At 38.3% G+C, this 13,955-nt stretch carries 8 protein-coding genes and 1 tRNA gene; 2 read left to right on the top strand and 7 right to left on the bottom strand.

Annotated features, from left to right (window positions below; genetic code table 11):
* Positions 1-79: 79 nt before the first annotated feature.
* The 4 genes from QUE09_RS00875 to QUE09_RS00860 all read right to left on the bottom strand — a co-directional run bounded on the left by QUE09_RS00875 (position 80) and on the right by QUE09_RS00860 (position 3,741).
* The gene (locus tag QUE09_RS00875) at positions 80-898 is read right to left on the bottom strand and encodes a PEP-CTERM/exosortase system-associated acyltransferase (protein WP_286234336.1); all 819 of its coding nucleotides are present in this window, start codon (positions 896-898) and stop codon (positions 80-82) included.
* A gap of 159 nt (positions 899-1,057) precedes the next feature.
* Positions 1,058-2,074 (bottom strand): NAD-dependent epimerase/dehydratase family protein, encoded by a 1,017-nt coding sequence (locus tag QUE09_RS00870; protein ID WP_286234335.1) that lies wholly within the window; start codon positions 2,072-2,074, stop codon positions 1,058-1,060.
* Between the two features lie 37 nt (positions 2,075-2,111).
* The gene (tviB, locus tag QUE09_RS00865) at positions 2,112-3,392 is read right to left on the bottom strand and encodes a Vi polysaccharide biosynthesis UDP-N-acetylglucosamine C-6 dehydrogenase TviB (protein WP_286234334.1); all 1,281 of its coding nucleotides are present in this window, start codon (positions 3,390-3,392) and stop codon (positions 2,112-2,114) included.
* A 272-nt stretch (positions 3,393-3,664) separates the two neighbouring features.
* Positions 3,665-3,741 (bottom strand) — tRNA-Arg (locus tag QUE09_RS00860).
* 406 nt (positions 3,742-4,147) lie between these two features.
* On the opposite strand from QUE09_RS00860, the gene prsK reads away from it, so the two are divergent.
* Together prsK and prsR are read left to right on the top strand one after the other, a co-directional pair.
* Entirely contained in the window at positions 4,148-6,187 is a 2,040-nt protein-coding gene (gene prsK, locus QUE09_RS00855; protein ID WP_286234333.1) for an XrtA/PEP-CTERM system histidine kinase PrsK, read from the top strand.
* Between the two features lie 24 nt (positions 6,188-6,211).
* Positions 6,212-7,564 (top strand): PEP-CTERM-box response regulator transcription factor, encoded by a 1,353-nt coding sequence (gene prsR, locus QUE09_RS00850; protein ID WP_286234332.1) that lies wholly within the window; start codon positions 6,212-6,214, stop codon positions 7,562-7,564.
* Positions 7,565-7,636: 72 nt separating this feature from the next.
* On the opposite strand, the gene QUE09_RS00845 is transcribed toward prsR, so the two are convergent.
* The 3 genes from QUE09_RS00845 to QUE09_RS00835 form a co-directional block, all read right to left on the bottom strand.
* Positions 7,637-10,666 (bottom strand): efflux RND transporter permease subunit, encoded by a 3,030-nt coding sequence (locus tag QUE09_RS00845; protein WP_286234331.1) that lies wholly within the window; start codon positions 10,664-10,666, stop codon positions 7,637-7,639.
* Between the two features lie 2 nt (positions 10,667-10,668).
* Positions 10,669-11,664, bottom strand: coding sequence for an efflux RND transporter periplasmic adaptor subunit (locus QUE09_RS00840; protein ID WP_286234330.1), 996 nt, complete (start codon positions 11,662-11,664; stop codon positions 10,669-10,671).
* Between the two features lie 395 nt (positions 11,665-12,059).
* Complete coding sequence (locus QUE09_RS00835; RefSeq protein ID WP_286234329.1) at positions 12,060-13,955, bottom strand: phytase; 1,896 nt, start codon at positions 13,953-13,955, stop codon at positions 12,060-12,062.

Genomic DNA, 13,955 nt, shown 5'->3' with positions numbered 1-13,955 from the left:
GTAATTAGCAATATAGGTTTGACATACTGGTGGTATTATAAACGGTTATTTTATTAGGAAACAATTTCTACCAATTGATTTAACTCACCTTTGGTAGTTGTTTGCAGATATCTTCTCGAATCGATAAGTACAGTGCTGAAAATCCAGGTGTTAGATTCTCCAAGAAGATATTTGGGTTGATATAATATGGCGCTCTTAGACCATGATAGTCTATCGCCTCACCAAGTTGTATAAATTTAATGCCGACAAATTTCATACTGCGTGCCAGCCGAGGCTCCATCATCACGTAAACATGATTCATGCCGGTATTAATTGCCATGGTCGCGGCAGCCATATACAGGCCAATAGCAATAAAAGGAAAGCAACGTAACTCTGTTTCCGAGTAGGTCGATTCACTAATGGCACCCGTTGCAGAGCCCTTAAATTGATCACTAGCACGACGGCGAAAATCGGCTTTTACGGCTAACCGAGAAATTTCACATATTTCATCGCGAGCAAAATTACTCGGGTGTAATTCTTTATTTTGAATAGAATCCAAGCAGTATTTTTCAATCGGTAATAATTCGTCTTCACTACGAGATTGCACCACTCGCACACAGCTAGTGTATATATTGGAAGGCTTATGTTTGATCATACTGAATATGGATTGATCATCAAACTCGTCTCTTTCTTTGCCTTCTTCTTTAATACGTTCGAAAGCAAGCTCTTCACAATAGACATTATGACGAATTCTAAAGACTTCATCCCGCAGTTCAGGCGTTACCGCAACTTCTGGAGCGAGAAATTTGGTAAAATGCTCAGCAATGTTTTTAGCATCATGACTGGCTTTCATAGAAACCAATCTTTTAGTTACATCCCCAACAACTGGGGTATTTAACAGTTTTTTGCTCCAGCTCATTATGCTATTTGCTCCAATAAAACATTGCTATTCCTTTCCAGGCCAATAATTTTGTTATTATTTTAGAGGGATTTTGAGCCATCATTGCCTACAGTATAGATGAGTATTTTCGTAAATCATAAAAATATGAGAACTCGCTCAACATTCAAATTAACAACGCTATTTAACGTTCTCCAAGTACCACGGCATCGCTTCTAATATACCGGCCTGAACTCGATAGCTTGGTGCATACCCTAGCTTATCCTTCGCTTTATCAACATTCGCTTGAGAATGACGTACGTCACCTTGTCTAAACTCTCTGTATTCAGGCGCTTTTTTAATATCAATGTTATTATTAATAAGCGCTGTTTTTATTGCGTCAAATAAGTCATTCAATGTTGTTCTATCACCTACAGCTACATTATACACTTCGGCTTTTGCATCTTCTGGCGCAGTTGCCGCTAAGATATTCATTTGAACTGTATTCTCAATATAACAAAAATCTCTACTTGTTAAGCCATCGCCATTGATAAAGACTTGTTCATCTTTAATCATCGCTGCAGTCCATTTAGGAATGACGGCAGCGTATGCGCCATCAGGATCTTGTCGACGACCAAAAACATTAAAATAACGTAAGCCAATACACTTAAAGTCATATGTTCTCGCGTACACATCAGCATATAGCTCGTTAACATACTTAGTGACTGCATAAGGAGATAGTGGGTTACCAATATTCTCTTCAACCTTAGGTAATGCTGGGTGATCCCCATAAGTTGAACTACTCGCCGCATAAACAAAACTTGCAACTTTACTTTGTTTGCTAGCTTCTAACATGTTTAAAAAGCCAGTAATATTTGCAGCATTAGTAGTAATAGGGTCTGCAATCGATCTTGGCACTGACCCTAGTGCAGCTTGATGCAAGACGTAATCGACCCCAGTAGTTGCTTTTAAACAGGTATCAAAATCACGAATATCGCCTTCAATAAAGGTAAAACCTTGCCATTGTTCATCATCAACTAACCCTTTAACTTCATCAAGGTTGCGTTGATAACCCGTAGCAAAATTGTCCAAACCAATGACTTTTTGATTAAGCTTTAGTAACGCTTCAAGTAAGTTCGAGCCAATAAAACCAGCAACGCCAGTGATAAGCCACGTTTTAGGTGAGTTTGAAATGTCTTGCTTTATTTTCTCGTACATTTGCTTAAATATTCCATATTTGATTCAAATTTTATGATTAAAGACGCATGTCTACCGATGCTTTATCTACCATGCATTTTAAATCATATAATACATGCACATCCTTTCCGTACCCTTTGATACTGTCAATACCTTGTGCCTTAAACTGGTCATGTGCTACTGCCAGTATAATCGCATCATAATGATTTTTTTGCGGCGTTTCTGTTAACGAAACATTATATTCATGCATAGCATCATCATTGGTACATAATGGATCAACGATATCAACATTGATATTGTACTCTTTAAGTTCATGAATAATGTCTATCACTTTAGTATTACGTAAATCAGGACAGTTTTCCTTAAACGTTAAGCCCATAACAAGCACATTAGCTTGTTCAACCTGGATGCGCTTTTTAAGCATACCTTTTACGAGTTGTGAAACAACATACTCACCCATACCATCATTTAATCTTCGACCGGCTAAAATCATTTCTGGATGATAACCAACCGCTTGGGCTTTATGTGTTAAATAGTACGGATCTACACCAATACAATGCCCACCCACTAAACCTGGTCTAAATGGTAGAAAGTTCCATTTTGTGCCTGCGGCTTCTAATACTTCTAAGGTATCAATTTCTAAGCGATTAAAGATAATCGATAACTCATTGATCAGCGCGATATTAACATCGCGCTGTGTGTTTTCTATCACTTTAGCAGCTTCCGCCACTTTAATTGATGACGCTTTATATGTACCAGCGGTAATAATTGTTTGATAGAGTGCATCGACTTTTTCAGCCACCACAGGTGTAGATCCAGAGGTTACTTTTAATATCGAAGGTAGACGATGGGTTTTATCACCTGGGTTGATCCTTTCTGGTGAATAACCAACGAAGAAATCTTCATTGTAGGTTAACCCGGATACTTGCTCTAAAATGGGCACGCAAACTTCTTCTGTTGCGCCAGGATAAACCGTTGACTCATAAATGACTGTTGCATTTTTTTTAATCACTTTACCTAACATTTCAGATGCTTTTTGCAAAGGCGTAAGGTCAGGTTGTTTATGATCATCAATAGGTGTAGGAACAGTGACAATATAAAAATCACAACCTAGAATATCTTCAGGGTTGCTTGAGCAATTTAATTGTTTGGCTGAACGGAGCTCATCACTTTCAACTTCAAGTGTTCGGTCATAACCTTGATTCAATTCATCTACACGTCCTTGATTAATATCAAAGCCTACCGTATCTAGTTTCTTACCAAACTCTACGGCTAAAGGTAGCCCTACATATCCAAGGCCAATAACTGCAACTTTTGCATTTATTGTTTGTTCCATCATAACTCCATCTACCTGTTTAATCAGTAATGATACAAAAATTTAACAATGCTAGCATTGTAACGATAATATTTATATTTAACTAGATATAACTGATTGGTAGGTTAAATATAAGTAGCGTGTTTGTTTTACTTGAAATTAATTGTGTATTAAAGCGAGAGACATGCGATTAACTAACATCACAATAACTCAAGTAAGAGCACGTTTTCTGTGCTATTTACAAATACAAACATTGATAGCAGCGTGATTAATGAATAAGACGGGGTTTTAAGTGATGGCCCACCCGACAGGAGTCGAACCTGTGGCCTTACGCTCCGGAGGCGTACGCTCTATCCAGCTGAGCTACGGGTGGTTATTCGCAATTAATCTATAGATTTTTATTATCTTTCTGATGATAGTCTTAAGGAAAAGACACATCAAAAATAGCGCGGCAATACTAATATCATTAATTCATATTGTCTACCGTAAATCCAAAAGATTAATTGGTCTAGTGACTGACCTTTCATTTTTTTGAATAATCGTCAGCGTGAATCGAATTATATAGTGCAGTAACCCTTCAGGAACAACAGATAAGTTTAATGACTTAGCTTGAATAAGTAAAAGTTGTCACTCACTATCACTTTACATTATGGATACATTCTATATTGTGGTATGTTAAATACCTTGAATATCCTATAAATGTTAGTTCCGCTAACTTTTTTAGTGTAAGTCAATGAGATGAGTCTCTCGTTTGGTTTAAAGGTGTAAATTAAATAAACATGGAATTTATTGGTTTTGTTGGCTTCACGTTAAGCTTTATCGCCTACGTTATTTTCACTTTTTTATTGGTTGCCGCCAGAAATAGTCAATTATTAGCGCGCTGGACAATAGTCTCAGTACTCATCACCACTATCGCATCGGCATTGGCTGCTGCTCAAATTAAATTAGGCTTTGGCTTGCAATGGGTATTAGTAGCAGACGGCTTTAAAGTGGCGTCTTGGGCAATACTTGTCTTAATTTGCAATACCGAACTTACTTCTATTCGGCAATTACTCTCAAATTTTCATATTCGCCAGTACGTGAGTATATGGGGAATTTTGATGACCGTCTGTTGGTTAGCAACATTTCTACTTGATTACTCTTATGAATATATTTATCTGCTCTTTATCGTATTAAACTTATGGAGCCTAGTGCTCATGGAGCAACTGTACCGTAGTGCAGATGATCAAATTAGGTGGGCAATTTGGCCGTTAATCATTGCTCTGGCTAGCACCTCAATATTTGACTTTGTTATGTATGCTCAAGCAACGATGGTTGGCGCTATCGACTTTGATTTTTGGTTTAGTCGCGGTTATATAGCGGTTGCGGTACTTCCTTTATTGCTTGTTAGTACACGCAGAATAAAAAATGGCTCCGTACGTATTTTCGTTTCTCGTCAGGTCGTCTTTTATAGTTCGATATTAATGATGGCTGGCGTTTATCTCTTAATTATGGCACTTGCTGGTTATGTCATTAACTACATCGGTGGTGAGTGGGGTAGTGTCGTTAGTATTGGCTTCCTTATATTAAGTGGGGTAGTTTTAGTCGCGTTACTGATTACAGAATCACTTAGACGAAAGTTAAAAGTATTTATAGCAAAAAACTTCTTCGCCAACCGCTATGAGTACCGCGAAGAATGGTTAAACCTTATAGAAAAAATTGAAACCACAAGCGCTGAAAGTTACTACCAAATGGCAACATCAATCATGATGTCTAAACTTAATGCTCACACTGGTGCACTGGTTAAACGTAATAATGATCTACATTTTGATATTAAGTACAGTCGAGGTTTAAAACTTACCGAAAGCTTTGATTTACAGCTCACTTTTATTAGCCAATATTGCCAACAGAAAGGTTGGATCATCGATGTTGAAGAATTTGATGTTAACCCTTCCATGTACCAGGAGCTCAACCTCGACCTCGATTTATGCCAAAGCTTTGGTGTACGCATTATCGTGCCCATTTTTATTGGTAAAGCGTTTTATGGCCTCTTTCTTATTGGTAATGTGCACGATTTAAAAAAATTAAATTGGGAAGACCGCGATTTATTGTTTGCTGTGTCTAAACAACTAGGAAACTTTATTTCACTAAATGAGGCTAATGATGAGCTAGCAGAATCCAAACAATTTGACGCGTTTAATCGCATGTCCGCATTTCTAGTTCACGATTTAAAAAACATCCAAGCACAACTTGCACTCATCAATACAAATGCGGAAAAACACCGCGATAACCCAGCATTTGTTGATGATGTTTTTGAAACAGTCGAATCAGCTACAGAAAGGTTAGCTAAAGTGTTAACTCAATTACGTAATAAGCGTGTTGAAAAATCTAAAAATAGTGAAATTGATTTACCTCAATTGCTTGAAAAAGTAGTACAACAACGTAATGTAGAAAAACCAGCGGTGATTATTAAAGAAATGGCGCCTGCAAAATTGGCCACTAATGAAGAAAAGCTGCACTCAGTACTTAATCATTTGATTCAAAATGCACAAGAAGCAAGCCCTGATGACTCAAAGGTAGAAATATCACTCAAAAACAACAAAAACCACATTAAGATTTTAATCGCTGATCATGGCTGTGGTATGAGTGAAGATTTTATTAAACATCGATTGTTTAAGCCCTTTGATACCACAAAAGGTAATGCAGGTATGGGTATTGGTGTTTATGAAGCAAAACAGTTTATTGAAAGCATAGCGGGTAAAATAGAGGTCACAAGTGTTGAAAACTCTGGCACTACATTTTGCGTAACTTTACCCACGCGTTCCTCATTTAATGAATAGACATGATGACTAAGGATTAATTTCATGGAAAAACTACTAATCGTCGATGATGATAAAGGTATTCAAAAACAACTGAAATGGAGTTTATCTGACTACGAGGCGATCTTAGCGGCTGACCGAGAAAGTGCAATTGCAGCCATTCGCCGCTATGAACCTAAAGTGGTCACCTTAGATTTGGGTTTACCGCCAGATGCGGCAAATGCAACTGAAGGATTAGCCGCACTAGAGGAAATATTACGTATCGCACCACATACCAAAGTTATTGTGATAACAGGTAACGATGACAGAGAAAATGCCTTAAAAGCTATTTCACTCGGTGCTTACGATTTTTACCAAAAACCAATTGAACCAGATGTGATCAATGTGATTGTTGCGCGCGCATTTAGTGTCGCATCTATTGAGGAAGAAAATAGGTTAATGCGTGCTGTAGGCGGCAATGACATTGGTATTGTTGGTAGCAGCAGTAGCATTGATAGATTGCGCACAATGGTAAAGCGTATCGCACCCACGCAAATAACCGCCTTACTACTCGGTGAAAGTGGTACAGGTAAAGAAGTAACCGCTAATGCAATACATCTAGCGAGTGAACGTAGCAAAAAGCCATTTATTGCTATCAATTGTGCATCCATTCCTGAAACCTTGTTGGAAAGTGAACTATTTGGCTTTGAAAAAGGCGCTTTCACCGGGGCAGTACGCACCACAAAAGGCAAAATTGAATGCGCAGAAGGTGGAACTTTATTTCTCGACGAAATCGGCGATATGCCTTTTAATCTGCAAGCCAAGTTACTGCGCTTTTTACAAGAGAAGAAAATTGAACGTTTAGGTGGACGCCAAGAAATTGATGTTGATGTACGTGTTGTTTGTGCAACCAATCAAAACTTAGAAGAGATGGTTGCTGAAAAGCAATTTCGCGAAGATCTATTTTACCGTGTCAGTGAAATTACTCTCAATATTCCTCCGCTACGAGATCGCGAAGAAGATACGCTAATTTTGGCGCAATTCTTCTTACAACGTTATGCGAAAGAGTATAAATCAAATGTTAAAAGCTTCGCTGAAGACGCTTTAGATGCAATCAAACACCATAGGTGGCCAGGCAACATTCGTGAATTACAAAATAAAGTTAAGAGCTCTGTCATTATGGCAACAGGTTCACAAGTAACGGCGATGGACCTTGGCTTTTTTGACCATGACGGTCAATCACTGCAGTTAGATCTTAATTTACGTAAAGTACGCGAGCAAGCTGAGTCAGTCGCCATTCAAAAAGCTTATGCATTAACCGATGGCAATATGTCTAAGTGCGCAGAACTGCTCGGTGTAACACGACCAACCTTATATTCACTCATTGAAAAATATGCATTGAATATCTCAGCAGAATAGTCCTATTAAAAAAGGCGTTGAACACTCGAGTTCCAACGCCTTTTTTATGTCTATTTAAAATGACACCTTAAGTTAACGCACCGTATTGCGAGAAAATAGCTGTGTTAACACGGGTACAAGAATAAAACTAGCAATAGCAGAAACACATAAGCCAGAAATAATAACGACCCCTAAAGGTTGCCATAAACTACCGCCAAACAACGTTAGCGGTAATAAGCCACCAATCGTCGTTAATGTCGTTAACAATATCGGTGTAAAACGTGTCGCACTGGCGTCGACAATCGCTTGTTTCATATCATTGCACTGGCGGAAATTATGATTCGCCGTATCAATTAAAATAATCGCGTTATTGACTACAATGCCAAACAAACTAATCAGGCCAATAAACGCCATCATCGAAAATGACAAACCAAAAATATACAAGCCGATCACAGAGCCGGCAATTGCAAACGGTATAGACGTAAAAATGATCAACGGCTGTAAAAACGATTTAAATTGTAAAACCAACACCGAAAATATTCCAACGGCGGTAATAATCATGATCTGTGTCAGGCCAGCAAACGATTCTTGACGCGATTCTTCTTCACCGCCTAGCGTATAATACATTCCATCAGGTAATTGATAGTTATCTAAATAACTAACAACCTGTTGTGTTAACGCCGTAACTGAATACCCTTGATCCGCGTCTGCAGATACTTTGGCCATACGTTGTTTTTGATAATGAAAAAATTCAGAGTGGCCTTTTAATAATTTCGCGGTCACTACATGCGATAAGGGAACCAATTCACCATTTCTATTAGCAATATACGTGTTCTCTAACACTGATACGTCAGCATGTTGTCGATTGACTAAGATAGGGTAGCTTTCTCCTCTGCTATCGCTCAGTCGCCCTACTACGTTGCCACTAACAACTGTTTTCAATGTCTGCTCAAGATCGGTAATATCAACACCAACCAAACCGGCTTTTTCATAATCGATATCCATCACAAGCTCAGTATTAGCTAATCCAATAGGATTTTCGATATTAATAATCCCTTCTGACTCGCCCATAAAGGCGGCAAGGTCTTCAGCCACTTGCTCTAATTCTGTCAGCGATTCACTCATTAAGCGTATGGTAATCGGTTGATCGGTAACTGGCCCTTGCGTAAATTCCTTCACGGTAATTTTCGCTTGATGCCAATTATCAAATTTGGCTCGTAGCTGTGCAACAAACGTTGTAATAGCTTGATCATCATACTCAGCCATAACAACAAGGATCTGTCCGTAATTAGCGACCCCACGTTTTGGCACTTCATTGTAATATATTCGTGGATTCGAATTACCGACATTAAGAGCTAATTCGTCGACAATTTCATATTGGTTAAGTTCATTTGCAACTTGGTGCACCACTTCGTCGGTGTATGACAAAGAAGAGTTTCTTGGTGCTTCTACTTCAATAAGCATCATCGGCTTTTCAGCTTTAGGAAATAAGCTTAAGCCCACTTCTGCAAACAAAGATAACATCGCGAACAAGGATAAAATGAAAATACCGACAACAACAACGCGCAACCTCATTAAGCGACCGAGTAGATTTTTATAATGTTTGGAGGCAAATGCATTGACATAATGTTGCAGCATTTTAAAACGACTTGGTTTGGCATTAAAAAGCTTACTTGAAAGCAAAGGTGTGAAGGTCAAAGCGAGTATTAATGACGCGAACAGCACAAATACAACCGTTACCGGCATAGACCGCACGAAATCTCCTGTATCGCTTGCAAGCATTAACATAGGTAAAAACGCAAACATCGTGGTAATAGTACCACTTGTAATCGCCCAACCTACTTTACTCGTCCCAAAAGCAGCTGCTTCTTTTAAACTACCTTGTTGCTTCTTCTCTCGATGGATGCTTTCAGTGACAACAATGGCATTATCCACTAATAAACCTAAGGCAATAATTAAACCAACGATAGACATTTGTTGTAAACCATAACCCGCAAAATCTAACCAACCAATGGCAATAAGAAAGGATAATGGGATCACCATAATAACAACCAATGCTTCTCTTAATCCTAAGAATAAAAGAGACATAACCCCAACCAAGACTAAACCTTGCCACAGGTTATCAAAGAAACCATTGACGCGTGTTTCAACACTGTCTGCTTGTTGAAATAACGTTGTCAGCTGAAAACCCGCCGGTAATTGCTGTTTAAACTGCGCGACTTCGTTAGCGAGTTGTTCGGTCAATTCAAATATATTGGTATTTTTTCTTTGTTCTAACGTGATAAAAATTACTGGTTTATCATTAACGTAGGCTAAATAAGTTGGCTTCACATTACCAAAATCGACGGTGGCAATATCTCGTAGCTTGACGACAAAGTCTGTCGTCGAATAAATCACCGTTTCGGCTAGTTGTTCGATATTTTGATAGCTACCGCTTGCTTTAACATTGAATCTTCGCTCGCTAGCATCTAAAAAACCCGGTGTAATATTCAATGCTCTACGTGCTAAAACCTGGTTCACTTGAGTTACAGATAAGCCATAGTGTTGTAATAAGTCTAAATTTAAATCAATAGAAACAACTTGTTGTGGATAGCCCCAGATATCAGCTTTTTTAACACTGGCGATGGTTTCCAATCGTTTCTCTAACTTTTTTGCATAGAACTCCATTTCTTTATAATCAAGCGGGTCACTCCACAACGCTAACTGAGCAACAGCTACACTTGTTGGCGTTGCTTTTAAGACAAGAATGTCTTGTACATCGTCAGGTAGCGTAGGTTCAACAGTAGCTACTGCTTGTTTTACCTCATTAAAAGAAATTCGCGGTTCGCTACCATAAACAAACTTTATTTCAATACGAGCACCATCATTCTTTATCTGAGTTTCAATCTGTTTTATCCCTTCGATATCAGCAAACTCTTGCTCTAAAGGATTTATCACAAGGCTTTCAATATCTTGAGGTGCTACGCCAGGATATATAACTTCAACTAATGTGATTGGAATATCAAACTGCGGATCCTCAGAGCGAGGCATTGAAAAATAGGACACAATTCCTACTAAGACTAACAAAATAACAATTGTAAGTGTAAATTCCTCATTTTTAATTGCTATGCGAGGTAATCTCATTGTTATTTCTCGCCTACTTTTAATTGTTGCCAACCTTGAGTAACAATATCGAGTTTATCGTGCTCAGTTTCTGCATTTAAATACAGGTATTGACTGTCAATATTTAAGACAGTAAAGCGCTGAAAGCTATAATCACCGCTTGGTGACTTTGTCATTAGAACAGCCTGACCGGCTTCATCCATTTCTATTAAGGCACGTAACGGCACTTTATAGACTAATTTGTCAGAATTTACGTGTATCTCAACTTGTGCTAATTGACCAGCTACAACCTCATTACCAGCAATAATATCGGTTAATAATACTTCTATTAAATACAGCTGACCTGCTGTATTACTAAGCACAGGAACTTTCGATATCACGCCATTAACACGGCCAACATTTGCTAAGGTAATTTGTACTTTTTGACCATATTTAACAAAGCCAATTTCAGATCCCGTTAAACTCACTTTAACAACTAAGTTATTCTCAGTTGCCGCTACAGAAAGTACTTGTTGTCCTGGCGCATGAAATTCACCTAATTCACTATGCCTTGCTAAAACCACGCCATCAAATTGCGCATGAATTTCTGCTTTTTCTAAGTTGTAGTACGCCAGTTGGTATGCTTCTCTGGTGGTATCTACCTTTGTTTGTGCTGCATCAAGATCTTGCTGGGAGCTCAACTGTTCAGCGATCAATTTTTTAACACGATTAACTTCTCGTTTAGCCTGTAAAAGTTGGCTATATTTTGCATTTTTATCTGCTTTTAGCTCTTCAGTATTAAGAGAAGCAAGTAATTGATCTTTCTTGAAGAACTGGCCTTCATCGACAGCAAGCTTTTTAAGGTAACCACTACTTTTAAAAGACAAATTAAGCTTACGTTTGAACGCAACCTTGCCCGCCCGTGTAATAGTACGATCGTAAGGAGTAACGGAAATCTGTTCAATCTCAGCATTTTGAGCCATTACAGGCTGAGAACAGAGTAAAAATAAGGTGGCCAAATAGATGAAAGCATTTTTCATAACGTTAACGATAACAACCATGTTGATGTAACTAGCATTAATTATAGAGCCACTTTAAGCTGCTAGTCACTGAAAGTACAATATTTTTATAAACTGACTTCGTCACATTATGTTTAAGTAATAGCGAGCACTTCTTTACTCATACTGCTGCCACCATGCTCGTTATTTGCATATTTAAAGGGATGTAACATATTTAATTGAGTCCTTGGCGCTAATGTCGGCTTTTACCGTTAACATTCAAACAAAGACGTTAAGCGATTGACTCCGTTAGTATCTATTGGATGTTACCCAAGCAGATATCGCTAAACACAATACCTTTAACAATAGAGCATTAATCGCTAATTTTCCAAAAGAACGGTAGCCCATATCTGAGATTGGGCCACCGAAGATTTACGTTATTCGCGCGTAGTTTTAGAAATAATCCATGCCCTTAGCAAAGCACCATCAACATATTTAAAGTTTTGTGGTTTACTGGGCATGACATTGTGACCATCTTGCACTACGAGAAGCCCATGTGGGAGCTGTGAACCAAGTGAAGTGCTATTAACAGCTAACCCATCCGTTTCAGAAGCACCATCAATACCGGCTGTCCAGTTTGTAGTAAGGCTAAAAGTACCGAGGTAATCAAATTGCTTATCAACAGTATACACAGCATAGCGATTGTTACCTTGGCTAGAAACAACGAGGTAGTTTTTTTCATTGACGGTGTACAGTCCCATTCCCTCGATATCAGCTTTCACACCTTCGTCAAGACCAATAATTAGTTTATTTTCTCGGTGCTTATTAATATGCTTTAGCCAAACCCCTTTAGCTTCTTCACCATAAAAAAGTCGGCTTGTTTTATCATCAACTACACAGCCTTCAGGTTGCGAAGGTACACGCCACTCATCAACCTTTTTACCTTTTATTGACGCTGACTCAAAACTTAGTTGATATTGTTGGAAGCGCCCGTCGGTATCATTAATCCATGCTGAGACTACACCATCGATTTTACTCAAACATAATCCATAAGGATCTGATAAGTCAGTTTTGATGTCATTCAGCAAGCTTGCCCTACCGCTTAGTTTATCAATTGCAAACAGTGTAATACTGTTTGTCGTCCGATTACTTGCTGCCGCTATATCTACCATCTCTTTACCTAGCTGAACATCATACCGAATATCAATATTATTTATCCGTCCAACAGGCATGCTTTGTATGAGTTTTCCTTGCAAGTCATAGGTGTTTAATCCGAACTTTTTATCTGTTGTAAATACAATACTTTTTGCTGGATTTTCTTTATTCACCCAAATTGCAGGGTCATCAGCAGCATCGCCAAAAGCGTTAACGGGTTCAGTTTGCGCAAAAGGTTTTAATGTTTTTTCAACTGTCGTTTGTTGAGGAACAGGAGGTATAGTTGTTGTGAAACGCCTATCAACAAGCTGACTCTGATTATCATCATAAATAAATGCTTGAAGATCATTTCCTTGACGATAAAGCTGCACTGTTTTTGGTGATATATCATCAGATAAAGACATTGCTGTGAACTTTTTAGCATGATGTTGATAATACCAAAGTGTATTTGAATCAGGCGAAACTACCGCGATATCTCCTGTAGGTGTTGTATCGATATATTCAATTTCCAGACCTTGTGGTAGCGTGATAAGTTCACGTATTACTTCATGTTCTGGATTGGTTGAATAGCGCCAAACGCCTATATTTTCTTCCGTTAATAGTAATGCTTTTTGCTGATCGACAACCGCACATGCTTTGATGTTAGGGCCAACTGGAAAGTGGTTTATTTCTATTGGCTGCCATTGATTATCTTGATTTATTACATTGAAATGCCGCGCTATTCCTTGCGCATCAACTAAGAATAAATCGATGCTAGCATTCTTACGTTGTAAACAAAGCGCATCAAATGCCATCATGTCAGGTTTAAATTGACGTTGAATCGTTAATGAAGGGGTATTAACATTTACGTCTATCAACAATAATTCACCACTATCAACGTCTAACGTTGCCATTACGCCTTTACTTTTTTCACCCGGTAACCAACGAAAATCTAGATGTTCTGCCTTTCGTGCTATAACAGCAAGTGGTTTAAGTTCACGATTAAGTAAGGCAATACCCACTGACTCATTAACAGCAATATAGTAAAACTCGCTACCTTTTTTTGCTGAAATTTTTGATAAAAATTGTGACGTGTTAGCCCAATTAATATGTTCGGTATTCGCATAACAGCTGATGCTATTGATCAAGGCAAAACAAGTGAATGATAGATATGCAATCGTTTTTAACATGTCTCTCAT

It is taken from the genome of Thalassotalea sediminis, assembly GCF_030295915.1.
Taxonomy (GTDB): Bacteria; Pseudomonadota; Gammaproteobacteria; order Enterobacterales; family Alteromonadaceae; genus Thalassotalea_C; species Thalassotalea_C sediminis.
This window is presented reverse-complemented; position numbering and strand designations above follow the sequence as displayed.

Excerpts from the sequence above, each read along its gene's own strand:
- QUE09_RS00835 (WP_286234329.1), bottom strand. The coding sequence starts at position 13,955 with ATGAGAGACATGTTAAAAACGATTGCATATCTATCATTCACTTGTTTT.
- QUE09_RS00875 (WP_286234336.1), bottom strand. The coding sequence starts at position 898 with ATGAGCTGGAGCAAAAAACTGTTAAATACCCCAGTTGTTGGGGATGTA.
- QUE09_RS00840 (WP_286234330.1), bottom strand. The coding sequence starts at position 11,664 with ATGAAAAATGCTTTCATCTATTTGGCCACCTTATTTTTACTCTGTTCT.
- QUE09_RS00845 (WP_286234331.1), bottom strand. The coding sequence starts at position 10,666 with ATGAGATTACCTCGCATAGCAATTAAAAATGAGGAATTTACACTTACA.
- tviB (WP_286234334.1), bottom strand. The coding sequence starts at position 3,392 with ATGATGGAACAAACAATAAATGCAAAAGTTGCAGTTATTGGCCTTGGA.
- prsK (WP_286234333.1), top strand. The coding sequence starts at position 4,148 with ATGGAATTTATTGGTTTTGTTGGCTTCACGTTAAGCTTTATCGCCTAC.
- QUE09_RS00870 (WP_286234335.1), bottom strand. The coding sequence starts at position 2,074 with ATGTACGAGAAAATAAAGCAAGACATTTCAAACTCACCTAAAACGTGG.
- prsR (WP_286234332.1), top strand. The coding sequence starts at position 6,212 with ATGGAAAAACTACTAATCGTCGATGATGATAAAGGTATTCAAAAACAA.